Here is a 15,637-nt window from a genome sequence, read left to right on the forward strand (position 1 = left end):
TAAGGGGCTTGCCGGGGGCGGTGAACGTTACGCGCGTTGTCCGCGCAACCGGCTGTCAGCGCGTCAGGTAGTTGCGCTTGATCGCATCCACGTCAACCTTGAGCGTATTGCGCAGATAGGCATCCATGCCGCCATATTGCTGATTGATGACGTCGAGCGCGGCGTTCAGGTATTCCGGCTTGACCGTCAGCAGCGCCTGCAGCACGTCGGGCTTGATACCGGTCGGCGCGACTTTCGCTACCGTCGCCTCATTGGACGCGGCGTTCCATTGGTTCGACTCGAGGTAGTTGTCCATGATCGTGTCCGGGGCGACGCCGAGCGCGGATAGCAGCAGCAACGACGCAAAGCCAGTACGGTCCTTGCCTTTCGTGCAGTGGTACAGGATCGACTTGTTTTGCTCGGCGAGCGTCAGGAATGCCTTGAATTGCGACTGGAAGTCGCTCGGGAAGCGCCGGTACGAGTCGATCATGAACGCATCCGCGTCCTGTGCCGTTGCTGTCCGGAGCCATCCGAAGAAGCTTTTTGCCGAAAAATCGCCGCTCAATACCGGATCGGAAATCCACGGAAACGCGGCGGCAAAGGCTTGCTCCGTGGCCGGCGATCGTTCGCTTGGCGTTCTGAAGTCGACGACCGCATCGAGATGAAATGTCTTGAGCCGCGCGATATCGCCGGTGCTTGCCAAGCCAGGATTGGCACTGCGGAACAGGCGGCCGGGTTTGATCTTGTGACCGTCTGCCGTCACGAGGCCGCCGAGATCCCGCGCGTTGTCGATTTGTTCAAAGGCGACATGGGTGTCGGTCGGTTGGCCGGCCTCAGTGGCGCCGCACGGAACCGCAATCGAAAGCGATGCGGCGACGCTCAATTGGCCGATCAGGCGGGTAATGCCGGAAGCAGTGAGGCCGGTCATGGACGAGTCCTTTCTACGATTTATCGCAGAGCATACGGACCCAGGCCAATGCCCTCATCATTCCTTTGGACTAGATCGGCGCAAACGCATGCCCCGCGTTCCGGCGGGGGCCTGATGCGGATGGGGGCGACGCGGGCGTCGGCCGGCAACGTGCGCCGGCTGATCAGGAGGGATTGCTCAACGGGCCCAGTGGCCCGGGACCCAGCGCCAGTCGCCGTCGCGCCATTGCCAGTGGCCCGGCACCCAGAAATGGGCGGGACTTGGCGCCACGGTGATTTGTTCCACAATCAGCGGCGGGATGGGGCGAACCACGCCGGGATTCCAATGACCGGCTTGCCAGCGCCAATCGTCGCCTTGCCAGACCCAATGTCCGGGGACCCACTGGAAGCCGGGCCCCGGCTGCGCCGTGCGTACCTCAGCGACCGGCGCAGGCATGCGTTTGACGACGACCCGCGCAGGCTGTTCCCGAACGACAACGGGTTCGCGCACAATCGTCGTGCATCCGAAAAGGGTTGCCAGCGTACCGGCCGAGGCGGCGGCAAGGAACAGGCGGCGTTTTGACATGGTGTTCTCACGGGAGAGGGAGGAAATCCCGAGCGTGCGCTTGTGAACGCTTCGGGGATATTCCAACAACGTTGCACGATGTTCCCGCGATGACCGTCGTATCAGGCTTTCGTGTTACCAATCGTTAATGGTCACGTGAGGGCCACTTGAGCGTCACGTGAGCCGTACCCACCCCCGGGGCCGGGGGTGGGCAATCCTGCGAATTCACCGATCAGAAATCGTAGGTAATGCCAGCCGAAACCGCCTTGATCGTGGTGCCGGCAAACGCGTTGCCCGCGCCGTCCTTGTCGTCGACGACGACGCCGTGACCGCCTGCGCCGAGGTCATAGTGCGCGCCGACGTGGTTCTTCATCACGGCGCCGATCAGGTAGAAGGTCGTCCGTTTGTCGCCGAAATAGTGTCGGTAGCCGATCGCATACATATTGGCCTTGTTGTCGATCTGGCCCGCCACTTGCGTCAACGGCACACCCGGCTGGTTGATCACGCCGCCGGGGTCTCCCGGGGTCGCCCCGGCATGCGCCCAGGCGGCCATGACTTCATCCGAGCGCGTGATCCTCTGCACCAGCGACAGGTAGAACGCGTTGTTCCGCGTGCGCTCGTTGAACGCGTCAACCGGTGCTTTGCGATTCAGGCGCTCCCAGATGAAGGCCCCCGTCGTTCCCGTCGGCTCGTAGGTATATTGGATACCTGCCTTCAGGGCGCTTTCGTCGCCGATCCCGACCGATCCGGCGGGCGGATTGACACCGTCGGACGCGCCGAGTTCGTCGCCGATACGGTTCACGTTCGCGTGATGCTCGTAGGCCAGGGTAAGGTACAGCGGCCCGTTCTGGTAGGCCAGCGACGCGCTCCACAGGTTGCCGAAGGCACCGTCGGTACAGGAGCCGCCGCTGTTGCCCGGTGTGTTGCCGCCCGTGCAGTCTGGTTCGCCGCGTGCCGTGATGGAGTTGTCGTTCGTGCGGTTCTGACCCGGTGAGAACAGCACTGAGCCGCTGAAGCCGTGGATGTTCGGCGACTCATACCAGATGGCATGCGGCACCCGTGTGGCAAACTCGACGCGATTGTCGCCGCCACTGTTGCCCATGATGCTGCGCATATCGCCCAGTGTGTTGACGAACGGGTCCATGCGCGTAGTCGAGTTCTTGTACGGCGCGTCGGTCTTGCCGAGCTTGACCGCGCCCCAATTGCCCGCCAGGCCGACGAAGCTGTTGCGCGAACCGATGGCGCCCTTGACCGAGCTGTCGTGTGCGCCGCCGCCGTTGACGTCGAGGTTGTTGCCCGGCGTGGCAGCGAACTGGATATCGGCCTCCAGCTGGAACACGCCCTTCAGGTTGTCGGCGATTTTGCGCTCACCCTTGATGCCGAACGCCGAGTTGTTGCTTGAGACCTGGCTGAGCCACCCGTTCTTGCCCACCGCGCCCGGCCGGCCGTTCAAGCCGTTGTTGACAAAGTCGAAGGACAGGTCGCCGTGTCCGTACAACGTGACTTCGCCGCCTCCCACCAGAAACGTAAGCGACTTGGAATCGGGTTTCATCTGAATAGCCGGAGCCGACTGCGCTTGGGCCTTCGCCAATGCGTCGGTTTTCTGCTCCATCTGCGTCGTTTTCTGCTCCATCTGCGTGGTGACCTGCGACATCTGGGCTTGCAGTGCGCTCATCTGCTGCTGGAGCGCTTCAAACTTCGCGCGCAATTCACTGTCGTCCGCAGCAAAGGCGCCGCGGGCGGCGGTGCCTGCCAACAGGCATGCGGCAAGTAGAACCTTCCTGTAAATCATGACTACTCCTCCTGGTTCCTGGAACCGTGTCTCAGTTGTCCCGTTAGTCGTTGGTTTTTTGCTACACGTCGCCGGTGCGTCGCTTCGGGACAAGAGACGAGCCGGTCTGGGCTGGGAATGTCTTGGTGGGTGTCGGGCGCCTCGCGGATGAAGAGCATATGCAATTTCAAATCCGAGCTTGAAATGTAATATGCGATATATTAATCAATGATATTTAATATATTTAAAAATTGGCCGAATTTTGGCATCTCCTGTATAAAAATCGTTTGGGAAAGGTATCTAATGCATTACATTGGTGCGATAATGACCTGATGCGGTGCAAAATCTGATCGTCGCAAGGTTAACAAGCGACAAACATTCGCTAATAAATTGCGTCTACGCACCGTCTTGCACCAAGTTCGAACGTCGTTTCGCAAGCCCTTCGAACCGTCCATCGTCGAATGAACAGGCCGAATATATCGCCATTCAAAGTCGTGTGCAATTCAAAAATACCATATGTGATATATCGTATTTTTTGTGAGACGAGGAGGTAATTCAATCAGACGTTGCAACTCGCAGGACGACGTGGAAAAGTGCCCTCGACAAAGCATGGCGCGGTGATGCGCAAATGCTGTTGGCGCAAGCCGTTTCAAGGGGCGCAAGCCCCTGGCGAAGGCGTTCGAGCGCAACCGATGCGCAGGGAAATTGGGGAACGTCCATCTGGGCACTTGATCGAGAGAACAGAAAACATGGTGACGCAAGCGAACGAAGCGGGTTTTTCGACGGAACGGTTGCAGCGGCTGTCAGACGCGATGCGTGGATACGTCGAGCGCAAGGAGGTGGCCGGGTTGGTCGCCATGGTGTATCGCAAGGGGGTCCTGGCTCACTGCGATGTGCTCGGTGCCCAGGACGTCGAGACACGTGCGCCGATGCGCCGGGATTCGTTGTTCCGCATCGCGTCGATGAGCAAGCCGGTGACCAGTGTTGCCGCCATGATGCTGATCGAGGAAGGACGCCTTCTGCTCGATGACCCCATCGAACGTTGGCTGCCGGAATTTGCGAACCCCCAGGTCCTGTGCAATCCCGATGGGCCGCTCGACGAAGTTCGTCCGGCCGCGCGCAGCATTACGGTTCGTGACCTGCTCGTGCATCGTTCGGGGCTGTCGTACCCGGTCACGGCGTCGGGCCCGTTGGCCGAAGCGCTCTTTCGCTTCAACACGGAAGTGCTCCCTGCCGGCGATCCCGATGCGTGGTTGAAAGCGCTGGGCGCGCTGCCGTTGACCTTCGAGCCCGGCGCCCGGTGGCACTATGGTTTCTCGACGGATGTACTGGGTCTGCTCGTTGCGCGCGTGGCCGGGTGCACATTTCCGGAATTTCTGCGTACGCGCATTTTTGAGCCGCTCGGCATGAACGACACCGGCTTCGCCGTGCGGTCCCAGTCGCTCGATCGCCTGACCACCGGCTACGTGACGGGACCGGCGCCTGGCGAGCTGATTGCACACGATCACCCGGAGCGCCGGGTGTGGAATCAGACGGGATTTCCGTCCGGCGGGGCGGGCCTGATATCGACCGCTGACGACTACATGAAGTTTGCGCGAATGCTGCTCGGCAACGGGCGCGGCGACGCGGACCGTATCCTGTCGCGCAAGTCGGTCGAACTGATGACCACGAATTTCCTGACCCCCGAAGAACGGAGCATGCCGTTCATGGGCATTCCGGGTTTCTGGGGCGCTCAAGGTTTCGGGCTGGGCCTCGCGGTCATCGACAACGCCGCGCAGCAGGCAACGCTGGGATCGACCGGTCAATACGGTTGGCCCGGCGCGTATGGCACCTGTTGGCAAGCGGATCCGGACGAGGACATGGTGTACCTGCTGATGATCCAGCTCTACTGGTCGACACAGTGCCGGATTGCGCAGCACTTCCAGTCGCTCGTGTACGCCGCCATCGACGACTGATCGGCCTCGGCGCGGTCTTCCGGCACGGGGCGAACTGCGCCTTGTGCAGGGGCCGCGCCCGCGTCGTTTTCCGATGGACTGGATTTTCGCTTATCCAAAGAGACGATGCGTCTGTCACGCCTGGATCCTAAATTGGGCATGGCAAACAATTATTTGAGAGGGGGCCGACGTGGCAACGACGCATTCGGAATTTCCGCAGGGCTCGGTATTGGTGATTGGCGGCAGCGGTGGCGTGGGAGAGGCAATTTGTGCGCGCTTCGCCGAACTGGGATCCGATGTGGTGCTGACCTACCACCGCAATGAATCCCGCGCCGCGCAAGTCGTGGCGAAGGTCACGGCACAAGGGCGCCGCGCCGAGGCGTTTCAGCTCTCGATGAGCGACACGGCCCGAACGCGTGCAGTGATCGACGATATCGTCGCTCGCGAGCGCGTGCATACGGTTGTCATCGCCGCGGGGTCGGATATCGCGCAACCGAAAATTCGCGATCTGAGTGTCGAAGACTGGCGGGCCGTCATCGACGCCGACCTCAACGGCTTCTTCAATATCGTGCACGCCACGCTGCCGCATCTCAAGGGGAACGGCGGCGGCTCATATGTGCACGTCAGTTCCGCCGGTTTGCATCGCTGGCCTGACGGCGACGTCCTTTCAGTTGCACCGAAAGCCGCCATCGAATCCTTGCTCAAAGGCATCGCCAAGGAAGAAGGGCGCTTTGGTATCCGTGCCAACAGTGTCGCCATCGGCGTCATCGAAACCGGCATCTTCCTGCGCCTTTGGCAGGACGGCACCTTCGACGAGAAGTGGCAGAAGGCCGTGCATGCCAACTTGTGCCTCAAGCGTTGGGGGCAGGCACAGGAGGTCGCGAACGCCGTTGCCTTCCTGGCCTCGAACCGGGCGCTTTACACCACCGGCCAGATGCTATCCGTCGACGGCGGCTACGGCGTCTAACGGCCAGCACGCCGCCTCCTTTCGCACGGCTGCACTTCCCCGCCCGGCGTCAAGCCGCAGGCGGGCGGAGAGTCGGCCGGTTCGCTGAAAATGCCATCCGGGCGATTTCCGCAAAGCTGGCGGGAATCGTTCGCCGGCATCGGGATGCGATATTATTCCTCACACGCATCGCCATCGGCGGTGAGTGCTTCGTGATGCAAAATGAATACCAATCGGCGCATTGCCGTCACTGTTTGCATTCGTGACTCGGGGGAGTAATGAACATGGACCTGTCAGGGGATCGCCTGCCGCAGCCGCAACCGGCTGGATCTGTGCAGAACGAAATGCCTTTCACCTTCACCGGAAGTGGCGCAAGCTACTTCCGCATCTGGATCGTCAATGGCGTACTGAGCCTGCTTACGCTTGGCATTTATTCGGCATGGGCCAAGGTGAGGCGGCTGCAATACTTCTACCGCAATACCCAGGTGGATGGCGCCGCCTTCGACTATCACGGTACGCCGTGGGCGATCCTCAAGGGCCGCATCATCGCCATCGTGTTGTTCATGCTCTATTCGTTTGCCGGCGAGTTCTCCAAGCTGGCCGGCGGGTTGGTGTTGCTTGCACTGATCGCGATCATGCCCTGGCTGCTGTGGAACTCGTTGCGGTTTCGCCTGTACAACTCCAGCTATCGCGGCATCCGGTTCGCGTTCCGCGGCTCGCTCGGCGGCGCGTACGGCATATTCCTGGGGCTGCCGGTATTGGCGCTGTTTACCTTGTATCTGGCGGCGCCGTTCGCCCACTGCCTGTTCAAGCGCTATCAGCACAACGGATCGGCGCTTGGCAATACACGGTTCAGCTTCCATGGACGCGCGTCGCGTTTTTATCTTGCCTATGTCGCGTGTTTCGCCATCGTGGCCATCATCACGGTGATCGTGGGCACGGGGTTGCTGGGGCTGTTTTCCGCAGTCGCGACGCAGGCCAAGCACACTGCGGCCTTTGCGTACGTGATCGGGTTCTATGTCGGCTTGCTTGCCGCGTATCCCGTCTTTTCGGCGTTGATCCTGCGTTGTGTCTGGAACGATACACGTCTCGGCGAACATCGATTTGTCTGCCGTCTGAGCGTGCTCCGATTCCTCGGCATCCATTACGCCAACCTGCTGCTGACAGTGATCACGCTCGGGCTGTACCGGCCGTTTGCCAAGGTGCGCGTGACCCGCTATTTGCTCTCGACCTTCGCGTTGATCCCCAGCGGCAGTCTCGACGCGTTCACGCAGTCGGAAGCCGACGCCATCGGTGCCGCAGGCGAAGAAGCGGCCGGTGTGTTCGACATCGACATCGCATTGTGACGCAGGTTGACGCGTATTACTTCGACGGGCGGACGTCGGCGCGCCATCGCGTCGTCCTGTCCGTCGAAGACGATGTCGCCACGGTGCGCGGCGATGGCATCGAGCGGCAGGCGCCGCTGCGCGAACTGCGCGTTTCGGAGCGTGCCGGCGCCGCGCCGCGGCTGGTCACGTTTGCCGACGGGGCCTTCTGCGAGATCGGCGATCATCCGGCGTTCGAACGATTGCTTGCGCAGACCGGGTGGGCCGACTCCGCGGTCGTGCGTTGGCAGTCGCGCTGGCGCACGACCTGGATTGCCCTCGCGGCGGGCGCACTGGTCTTGCTGGCGGCCTATCGCTGGGGCGTGCCGTGGATGGCGGAGCAGATTGCCACGCGCCTGCCGTCCCAGGTCGCCGCGGCGGTCGGCCAACAGGCCCTGACAGCGCTGGACCAGCGCGTGTTGCGCCCGAGCCGTCTACCGCTTGCCCGCCAGCGACGCATCATCGATGCGTTGTCCGCTTTGCACGCGCCGGGCGAGGGCGCGGCTGGCGGGCGGGCGCCGCTACCCGCATTTCACGTGCATTTCCGCGATGCGCCGGCCATGGGCGCGAACGCATTCGCGCTGCCAAGCGGCGATCTCATCGTCACTGACCAGCTGATAACCCTTGCCGGCGACGACGACACCCTCGTCATCGCGGTGCTCGCGCACGAGCTTGGGCATTTGCAGGCCCGCCACGGCATGCGCATGCTTGTCCAGGGGAGTATCGTCGGTGCCGCCGTGGCCCTGTATACGGCCGATCTGAGCAGCATCGTGTCGGGAATGGCGGCGGCCAGCCTGTCGACGCGCTATTCGCGCGAGTTCGAAACGCAGGCGGACGATTACGCGGCGGCGCTGCTTCGCGCGAACGGCCTGTCACCGGCACGATTGGCGGACATGCTCGAGAAAATGACGGCCGGGCATGGTGGTAAGGCGGGCGCCGCCGGAGCAGGCGGCCATGATGGCGATGCGCAAGACAAGTCCGGATGGGACGCGTATTTTTCCACCCACCCGGATCCACAGGCGCGCATTGCGCGGTTGCGTCGCGGCGGGGGCTGATGGGGTGGCGAAGTTCGCGTCAGGGGTGCACTGAGCGTCGCAATGTCTCAGGACGCGTCGCGTGACCGGCGCTCCGGATCGTCCGTCTGCGCTGGCGGTGTAGCAGGGTGCTCGGAATCGTCCTGGTCCCATCGATGCCTGGCGCGCGCCTGGCGTTGCGCACGCTCGCGCGCCATCTGTTCCTCGAACTGCTGTCGGCCGGCTTTGGCGGCCGCGATCATTTTCGTGCGGTCCTTGTAGAGCGGGTACATATCGTTCGTCAGGTTGAGGTTGCCGCGCCGGAACGCCATTGCGGCTTCGCGCGCCTCATGCGCAGGCCAACCCAGGACCTCCAGAACCGAACGCGCACTGTGCAGCGACGATTCGAACAACTCACGTTCGATATGTTCCACGCCGCGGTCGCGCAGTTGGAACAGATGCCCCACGTTGCGGGCCCGCGCCACGATCTGCACGTCCGGAAAATGCTCGCGCAGCAGGTCGACAATCTCCAATGACTGATCCACGTCGTCCACGGCGACGACTACGGCAGACGCCTGCGCCACGCCCGCGATGCGCAGCAGATCGAGTCGCGTCGCATCGCCGTAGAACACGTGGAAGCCGAACTGCCGCAGACTCTCGATGGTGTCGGGATCGTGATCGAGCACCGTGATCTTGATGCCCTGCGGCAGCAATACGCGGCCGACGATTTGCCCGTAACGCCCGAATCCGCAGATGACGACGCTCGCTTCCTGCGGCTCCGAGATTTCCTCCATGCGCGGGGAGCCGCGGGCGCTGTAGCGCGGCAGCAGCCACTTGTCGACAGCGACGAGCAGCAGCGGCGACAGCAGCATGGACAGGGCGACGGCTGCAATCAGGAACGACGCCACGCCGGGGGGAAGCACATGCGGGCCCGCGGCCTGGAAGACGACAAACGCGAACTCGCCGCCCTGCGCGAGCAGCAGCGTGAAGACCGGCCGTTCCTGGTAGGGCAGCCGCATCGTCCGTGCCAGTGCGTAGATGGCGATCGCCTTGACCAGCATGAAGCCTGCCACCGCAAGCAGCATTTTCACCGGTTGCGTGAGCAGCACCCCAAAATCGATGCTCATGCCGACCGCAATGAAGAAGAGCCCGAGCAGCAGCCCCTTGAACGGCTCGATGTCGGTTTCCAGTTCTCTGCGGTATTCGCTTTCCGCAAGCAGCACGCCGGCCAGGAACGCGCCCAGCGCCATCGACAGACCGATGATCTGCATCAGCGTAGCGATCGCCACGACCAGCAACAACGAGGCGGCGGTGAAGATCTCCGGCGTGCGGCTGTGCGCGATCCATCGCAACAGGGGCCGCAGCGCGAGCCGGCCGCCGAGCACGATGGCCGCGATCACCCCGACAATCTTGGCGCCCTCCAGTGCGCGTTCGGCGCCAGTCATGGCGTGGTTGCCGGCGTCGGTCGCGAGCAGCGGCAGCAACGCGAGAATCGGAATCGCGGCAACGTCCTGGAACAGCAGGATGGAAAACCCGGCCTGTCCGCTTTCCGTACGCATCAGATTGCGCTCGCCCAGCACCTGCAAGGAGATCGCGGTCGAGGAGAGCGCCAGTCCCAAAGAGGCCACGAGTGCGATACGCCAGTCCACGCCGACCACGAGGCCGCCTGCGAACAGCAATGCCGCGCACCCGGCCACCTGCGCCGTGCCCCAGCCGAAGATCGGACGCCGCAGACTCCATAGCCGGCGGGGTTCAAGCTCAAGGCCGACGAGGAACAGCATCAGCACCACGCCAAACTCGGCGAAATGCAGGACATCTTCCACGCGCGAGACAAGGCGCAGGCCCCACGGCCCGATGGCGATGCCGGCGGCAAGATACCCGATGATGGCGCCGAGGCCGAGCGCCCGCGAAAGCGGGACGACGAATACCGCGGCGGCAAGGTAGATGAGGCTGCTGAGCAACCAGGCGGGGGCGTGTTCCATCAGGCGCTTGTCGCGGGACGGTCGGCCGGCGGAACGTCGCAGACCGGTTGGGCAGCGGGATCGGCGTGCCCGCACCATTGCGGATAGCGGGCCAGCCGGTCGGCGACGATCGCCACGTGGGCGTCGAGTTGTGCGTTGCCGGCGCTGCGTGCGCCGTGGAAGATCAGCGGCGGCAGGAAACGCATGCCGCAGAGCACCGCCGTCTGCTCGTAAGGCGGGAGAAAGGCGTCGAATGCGTAGCGGTTATAGCTGCGCGTATCGTAGCTCGCCGCCGAGCCGCCGGTACTGCCCACAAGCCAGACGTCCTTGCCCGCCAAGGCGTGGCCATGCGTGCCGTAGGCCCAGCCCCATGACAGCACTTCGTCGAGCCAGAGTTTTTGCAGCGGCGGCATCGAATACCACTGGATCGGGTGCATCAATACCAACATATCGGCGCGCGCCAGCCGCGCCTGCTCGGCCGGGACGTCGATCGCGTAGTCGGGATACGTCGAATAAAGGTCGTTGACATCGACGCCGGGCGTCTCGCGCACCACCTCGAGCAGCCGGCGGTTGACGCGCGAGTCGCGCCATCGGGGGTGCGCCGCGAGCAGGTAAATCCGTGGGGCTGGCGTGTCGGTCATGGGTGATGACATGGGGATTTCGTGGTCGTCCGGCCGGACTGTCCGGCACCGCCATCGTACCGGATGCCGTGCGCAATGACGATGGCCGTTTCGACAGCCGGCACCGCCGTGCGCGGCGGGCAAACGCCTCCCGGGGACTGAAATATGCGATTTGCGTCAGCGTGTTACCATCCGTGCACTTCGGATTGGCGCCGCAAACAAGGCCACCCCAAATGAAACGTATTGGTTTTGCCTTCCTGATTGGCGTCCTGCGGCTTTGTGCCGTGCTTCCATACGGATGGGTGGCCCGCGTCGGGCATGGCCTTGGCCTCGTGTTGTATGCGATTCCGAGCCGCCGCCGGCATATTGCGCTCACCAATCTGCGCCTTTGCTTCCCGAATCGCACCGACGCGGAATACGAAGCGCTCGGCCGCGCCCATTTCGCCCACGTCGTGCGCAGCTATCTCGAGCGCGGCGTGCAGTGGTTCGGCAGCGAAAAAGCCATCCGCCGCCTGGTCCAGGTGGAAAGCCACATCGATCTCGCCGCCGACGCCAGCGTCCCGACCATCTTCATGGGGTTTCACTTCGTGGCCATCGAGGTGGGCTGCATGCAGTATTCGGCGGGTGCACCGGTCGCCTCGCTGTATACGCGCATGTCCAGCCAGCGCATGTGCGACCTTGCCAAGCGTCAGCGCGGACGATTCGGCGCGCAGATGATCGAGCGCGGCGAAAGTGCCCGCAAGGTCGTGTCGATCCTGAGGGCCGGCACGCCCGTCATGCTTGCCGCCGACATGGATCAAGGCATCAAGAATTCGGTGTTCGTGCCGTTCTTCGACGTTCCCGCCTGCACGCTGACGTCGGTCTCCCGGCTGGCCAAGCTGGGCCGCGCGCGCGTGGTGCCGTTCATCACGGAAGTGCTGCCGGACTATCAGGGCTACAAGCTGACCATCTTCAAGCCGCTCGAGGGGTTTCCGTCCGCCAGCGAGGAAGAAGATGCGCGCCGGATGAACGAATTTCTCGAGACCCAGGTGCGCCGGTTGCCCGAACAGTACTACTGGGTGCACCGCCGGTTCAAGCACCGCCCCGAGGGCCTGGCGCCCGTGTATTGACGATGCGGGCGCGCCGCGGCGCTCAAGTTGTGGCGACGGAATGCCGATGAATGTCTTATCGCCCCGTTCCAGCGCGGCCGGTTGACAGCATGCCTGCACCGGCCGACGATGCACGGCGGCAAAAGGAACATTCCCAAAAGCCGCAGGACAACGAACCATGTCGCCGCAATCGTTCAAGGCCGTCACGAATGCCATTGACTACGCGAGGAATGCCGCGCTTGCCGGGCTGATATTTGCGCTCGTCTACAACCAGACGTTCTGGGCGCTCGTCAGCGTGATCGCCGCCGGCGTTTGCACCGCGGCGCTGAAGCAGGCGTATCGCATGCCGGACGCACCGGTGCCCCGGCGCTCCCTGCCGATGCAAATCCTGCGCATCTCCGTCCCCCTTTTGCTGACGATGTTCGCGATCGGCTATGTGGCCGTTTGGGCAACAAAACAGTTCGCCTAGGGCCGGTTCGGTTGGCGGGGTATCAAGCTTTTTTCCGCATGACGATCGCCTGCGATGGATCGCACAAAACATCGTTTGCGCTGTGTGGGTAATCCGCGTATAAATGGGGCATGGATCCGCCTGTTGGCGAACGTCGTGCGCAGGCCGAAACGTCTCATTGATCACGCCATTCGCCGATGCCTGCCGGTATGTGTGCGTCAAGCAGGCCTCGCCATCCCGCCGCGCAATTGCATCTCCGGTTGCCGCCGCGTCCTTTTCCACGAAACATGCTGCATTTCGCCGAGCCGCGGTGCCCGCAGGGCAATGCGTGCCCCCTATCGCCGTAGCGTTTGCCGCGCGTACCCGCGGCGCGCCGGCCCACCCGCCGAACTTGCTCCTGGAGCGCTCATGCCCTACATCCTGCCCTTCTACAAGGGTTTTGAAATTGAAACCCTGGTGTACCCGCAAAGCAATGGCGACGGGTTCGTGTCACGTCGCGATCGCACGTATGGTGTCGCCGTGAAGATCTCACGTGCGGTGGCCGACGTCACCGACAAGACCAGCCGTGTGTTCAAGCTCAAATCCCAAACGCCGTTTGAATCCGTTGGCGAAGCACGCCGCGCAGGCGACCAGTTCGGCCAGTCGATCGTCGATGGGAAAATCGACGACATGTCGATTCACGACCTGTGAGCGGATGACATCGGTCGACATTTCGCGATTATTTTTCAATGGCATGGAATAAAGGGGGGGCGTCATCCGTCCATGCTTGTGTCGATCCCGACAATGTCGATCCAAGGACCCATTATGCAAACTCGTTCGCTCCTCGCCATCGCCGCGGCCTGCGCCGCGCTCGCCACCTCGCTCGCGCATGCCGAAGCCCCGGTCAAGATGTCCGGGGGCATGCTTGTGGACAGCAAGGGCATGACCCTCTACACGTTTGACAAGGACACCGCCGGCAAGAGCGCCTGTACTGGCGGGTGCACCGACCTTTGGCCGCCGGTCATGGCCGGCGCCGACGCCAAGCCCGAGGGCGACATGACCCTCATCAAGCGTGACGACGGCAACATGCAATGGGCCTACAAAGGCAAACCCGTCTATCTGTTCAAGCAGGATGCGAAGCCCGGTGACATGAAGGGTAATAACTTCAAGGACATCTGGCACGTGGTCAAGCCGTAAGCGCTTCCGTTTCGAGACGGCGTCCGCGCTCGTGCGGCATCCGACCGGGTGCCGGGCCCTAGCGCCGAGCGCCGTTGCCGAGCGGGGCGATGACGTGATACAGCCCGCGGGCGTCCATCGGGCGGGCGAACCAGTACCCTTGCGCCTCGTCGCAGCCGAGTTCCGTCAGATGTTTGGCCTGCTCGGCGGTCTCGACGCCTTCGGCCGTGACGCGCAGGCCGAGCGCGTGCGCCATGGCGATCACGGCGGCGACGATGGCGTTGCACTGCGGGTCGGTCAGCATGTTACGGACGAACGACTGATCGATCTTCAGTCGATCGGCCGGAAACCGGGTGAGGTAAGCCAGGCTGGCATAGCCGGTGCCGAAATCGTCGACGGCGATTTCGACCCCCAGTTCGTGCAGCTCGCGCAGCGCCGCACCGGCCGGCTCGGCATCGGTCAACAGTACGCTTTCCGTGATCTCGATTTCCAGGTAACGCGGCTCCAGCGCGAAATCGTCGAGTGCGCGGCGCACCATGGCGACCACATCCTGCCGGTGAAATTGTTGCGGCGAGACATTGACGGATACGCGCGGCAGCACGCCGCTGCGGCGCAGCAACAGGCTGGCCTCACGGCAGGCCCGGCGCATGACCCATTCGCCGAGCGGCACGATCAGGCCGCATGCTTCGGCCACCGGCACGAATTCGCCGGGGGAAATCATGCCATGCACCGGATGTCGCCAGCGCATGAGCGTCTCGACACAGCGCATGGCGCCATCCGCCAACGTGACCTGCGGCTGATACACGACATGCAGTTGCGGCTGGCGCGGTTCGGCAAACGCCGCGCGCAGCAGCGATTCGAGTTCCTGGCGGCGATTGGACGCGGTGTCCATCGCGCTGCGGAACACCCGCACCCCGCCACCGATTGTCAGTGCATCGGCCAGCGCAACGCTGGCGCGCCGCATCAATGCTTCGGGCGTGTCGCCGTGCGCGGGATAACTGGCCACGCCGACGCAGGCGTCCAGCGTCAGCGGCGCCGGGTGGGCGTCGATCGATTGCCCGAGATGTATTCGCATGCGCTCGCCCAAGGACAGCGCACGCTCCCCGGTGCCAGGCGTCACGACGACGAATTGCCGTCCACCGATACAGGCGACAGTGTCTTCCGGTCCAGCCGAGCTGCGCAAGCGCTCGGCTGCGATCTGCAAGGCGCGCTCGGCCGTCGGCTGGCCGAACGCACCTTGCAGTTGGCGCAGCTGTTCCAGTTCGATGAGCAGCACGGACAGATCGCCGCCTAGCCGCGCGCATCGGCTGATGGCGAGTTCGAGGCGTTGGATCAGCAGTCTCTGGTTGGGCAGACGCGTGACTTCGTCGTGATGGGTCACGTACCAGAGCTGCTGCGCGATCTGTGCTTCCTGTGACAAGTCGAGCACGATGCCGACCCAACGGCGTTCGCCCGGCGCGCCCTCGACGCACGACAATGCGAGGCGGACCGGCAGGCGGGTGCGGTTGTGATGCAGGCACGACCATTCGCCGTCGTACGGCGTTTCATCGGATTGCACGCCGGACAATACGGGCAGGTCGCGGCGAGCGACTTCGGCGGGATCGAGCAGGGACACGAATGTTCGCCGGTTGACAAGACTGTCGGCGTCGAACCCGGTCAGGCGGGTGAAGGCGGCGTTGACGCGTTCGAATACGCCGTCGTCATTGCAAACGAATACCGCGTACGGCGCGCTTTCGATCGCGGCGCGGCTGATATCGGTGTCGGCGGAGGTGCGGGGCGGCGGCATGCAGCCTCGGCTCAATGGTGGTAAGGGCGCGGCCGGCCGACCGGTTGCCTGCGCATTGTCACTGCGGTCATGCAACACCTCCCTGGTGCCCACGTCGTTGC

Annotated in this window: 14 protein-coding genes; 8 read left to right on the plus strand and 6 right to left on the minus strand. The window is 63.3% G+C overall.

Going from position 1 to position 15,637, the window contains the following annotated elements:
- Nucleotides 1-55 precede the first annotated feature (55 nt).
- From PTE30175_RS07520 to PTE30175_RS07530, 3 genes are all read right to left on the minus strand, one after another.
- Nucleotides 56-907: a tyrosine-protein phosphatase gene (locus PTE30175_RS07520; RefSeq protein ID WP_150696452.1), complete on the minus strand. Its 852-nt coding sequence runs from the start codon at nt 905-907 to the stop codon at nt 56-58.
- A 177-nt stretch (nt 908-1,084) separates the two neighbouring features.
- On the minus strand, nt 1,085-1,471 hold the full coding sequence (locus PTE30175_RS07525) for a YXWGXW repeat-containing protein (RefSeq protein WP_150696628.1): 387 nt from the start codon (nt 1,469-1,471) through the stop codon (nt 1,085-1,087).
- A 211-nt stretch (nt 1,472-1,682) separates the two neighbouring features.
- Entirely contained in the window at nt 1,683-3,242 is a 1,560-nt protein-coding gene (locus PTE30175_RS07530; protein WP_150696453.1) for a porin, read from the minus strand.
- Nucleotides 3,243-3,970: 728 nt separating this feature from the next.
- Between PTE30175_RS07530 and PTE30175_RS07535 the strand changes: the two genes are divergently transcribed.
- The 4 genes from PTE30175_RS07535 to PTE30175_RS07550 all read left to right on the plus strand — a co-directional run bounded on the left by PTE30175_RS07535 (nt 3,971) and on the right by PTE30175_RS07550 (nt 8,520).
- On the plus strand, nt 3,971-5,176 hold the full coding sequence (locus PTE30175_RS07535) for a serine hydrolase domain-containing protein (protein ID WP_191628904.1): 1,206 nt from the start codon (nt 3,971-3,973) through the stop codon (nt 5,174-5,176).
- A 169-nt stretch (nt 5,177-5,345) separates the two neighbouring features.
- Entirely contained in the window at nt 5,346-6,122 is a 777-nt protein-coding gene (locus PTE30175_RS07540; protein WP_150696454.1) for an SDR family NAD(P)-dependent oxidoreductase, read from the plus strand.
- A gap of 323 nt (nt 6,123-6,445) precedes the next feature.
- Nucleotides 6,446-7,447 (plus strand): YjgN family protein, encoded by a 1,002-nt coding sequence (locus tag PTE30175_RS07545; protein WP_224788641.1) that lies wholly within the window; start codon nt 6,446-6,448, stop codon nt 7,445-7,447.
- Nucleotides 7,444-8,520 carry a M48 family metallopeptidase gene (locus tag PTE30175_RS07550; protein WP_150696456.1) on the plus strand — a complete coding sequence of 359 codons (1,077 nt, stop codon included), beginning with the start codon at nt 7,444-7,446 and terminating at the stop codon, nt 8,518-8,520. Before PTE30175_RS07545 ends, PTE30175_RS07550 begins: the two co-directional genes overlap by 4 nt.
- 47 nt (nt 8,521-8,567) lie before the next feature.
- Here PTE30175_RS07550 and kefC read toward each other — a convergent pair whose 3' ends face one another.
- Both kefC and kefF read right to left on the minus strand, forming a co-directional pair.
- The gene (gene kefC / locus PTE30175_RS07555) at nt 8,568-10,460 is read right to left on the minus strand and encodes a glutathione-regulated potassium-efflux system protein KefC (RefSeq protein ID WP_150696457.1); all 1,893 of its coding nucleotides are present in this window, start codon (nt 10,458-10,460) and stop codon (nt 8,568-8,570) included.
- The gene (gene kefF / locus PTE30175_RS07560; protein ID WP_150696458.1) at nt 10,460-11,092 is read right to left on the minus strand and encodes a glutathione-regulated potassium-efflux system oxidoreductase KefF; all 633 of its coding nucleotides are present in this window, start codon (nt 11,090-11,092) and stop codon (nt 10,460-10,462) included. Before kefF ends, kefC begins: the two co-directional genes overlap by 1 nt.
- 200 nt (nt 11,093-11,292) lie before the next feature.
- Between kefF and PTE30175_RS07565 the strand changes: the two genes are divergently transcribed.
- From PTE30175_RS07565 to PTE30175_RS07580, 4 genes are all read left to right on the plus strand, one after another.
- Nucleotides 11,293-12,168, plus strand: coding sequence for a lipid A biosynthesis lauroyl acyltransferase (locus PTE30175_RS07565; RefSeq protein ID WP_150696459.1), 876 nt, complete (start codon nt 11,293-11,295; stop codon nt 12,166-12,168).
- Nucleotides 12,169-12,325: 157 nt separating this feature from the next.
- A complete protein-coding gene (locus PTE30175_RS07570; protein ID WP_150696460.1) occupies nt 12,326-12,616 on the plus strand; it encodes a hypothetical protein in 291 nt (96 codons plus the stop codon).
- Between the two features lie 387 nt (nt 12,617-13,003).
- Nucleotides 13,004-13,285, plus strand: a complete 282-nt coding sequence (locus PTE30175_RS07575) for a hypothetical protein (RefSeq protein WP_150696461.1) — start codon at nt 13,004-13,006, stop codon at nt 13,283-13,285.
- A 114-nt stretch (nt 13,286-13,399) separates the two neighbouring features.
- Nucleotides 13,400-13,771 carry a COG4315 family predicted lipoprotein gene (locus PTE30175_RS07580; protein WP_150696462.1) on the plus strand — a complete coding sequence of 124 codons (372 nt, stop codon included), beginning with the start codon at nt 13,400-13,402 and terminating at the stop codon, nt 13,769-13,771.
- 58 nt (nt 13,772-13,829) lie between these two features.
- Here PTE30175_RS07580 and PTE30175_RS07585 read toward each other — a convergent pair whose 3' ends face one another.
- On the minus strand, nt 13,830-15,536 hold the full coding sequence (locus PTE30175_RS07585; RefSeq protein ID WP_150696463.1) for a putative bifunctional diguanylate cyclase/phosphodiesterase: 1,707 nt from the start codon (nt 15,534-15,536) through the stop codon (nt 13,830-13,832).
- Between the last annotated feature and the right edge of the window lie 101 nt (nt 15,537-15,637).

This window comes from Pandoraea terrae, from assembly GCF_902459695.1.
Classification (GTDB): domain Bacteria; phylum Pseudomonadota; class Gammaproteobacteria; order Burkholderiales; family Burkholderiaceae; genus Pandoraea; species Pandoraea terrae.

Excerpts from the sequence above, each read along its gene's own strand:
- PTE30175_RS07520 (WP_150696452.1), bottom strand. The coding sequence starts at position 907 with ATGACCGGCCTCACTGCTTCCGGCATTACCCGCCTGATCGGCCAATTG.
- PTE30175_RS07525 (WP_150696628.1), bottom strand. The coding sequence starts at position 1,471 with ATGTCAAAACGCCGCCTGTTCCTTGCCGCCGCCTCGGCCGGTACGCTG.
- PTE30175_RS07530 (WP_150696453.1), bottom strand. The coding sequence starts at position 3,242 with ATGATTTACAGGAAGGTTCTACTTGCCGCATGCCTGTTGGCAGGCACC.
- PTE30175_RS07535 (WP_191628904.1), top strand. The coding sequence starts at position 3,971 with ATGGTGACGCAAGCGAACGAAGCGGGTTTTTCGACGGAACGGTTGCAG.
- PTE30175_RS07545 (WP_224788641.1), top strand. The coding sequence starts at position 6,446 with ATGCCTTTCACCTTCACCGGAAGTGGCGCAAGCTACTTCCGCATCTGG.
- kefC (WP_150696457.1), bottom strand. The coding sequence starts at position 10,460 with ATGGAACACGCCCCCGCCTGGTTGCTCAGCAGCCTCATCTACCTTGCC.
- kefF (WP_150696458.1), bottom strand. The coding sequence starts at position 11,092 with ATGTCATCACCCATGACCGACACGCCAGCCCCACGGATTTACCTGCTC.
- PTE30175_RS07565 (WP_150696459.1), top strand. The coding sequence starts at position 11,293 with ATGAAACGTATTGGTTTTGCCTTCCTGATTGGCGTCCTGCGGCTTTGT.
- PTE30175_RS07570 (WP_150696460.1), top strand. The coding sequence starts at position 12,326 with ATGTCGCCGCAATCGTTCAAGGCCGTCACGAATGCCATTGACTACGCG.
- PTE30175_RS07575 (WP_150696461.1), top strand. The coding sequence starts at position 13,004 with ATGCCCTACATCCTGCCCTTCTACAAGGGTTTTGAAATTGAAACCCTG.
- PTE30175_RS07580 (WP_150696462.1), top strand. The coding sequence starts at position 13,400 with ATGCAAACTCGTTCGCTCCTCGCCATCGCCGCGGCCTGCGCCGCGCTC.
- PTE30175_RS07585 (WP_150696463.1), bottom strand. The coding sequence starts at position 15,536 with ATGCCGCCGCCCCGCACCTCCGCCGACACCGATATCAGCCGCGCCGCG.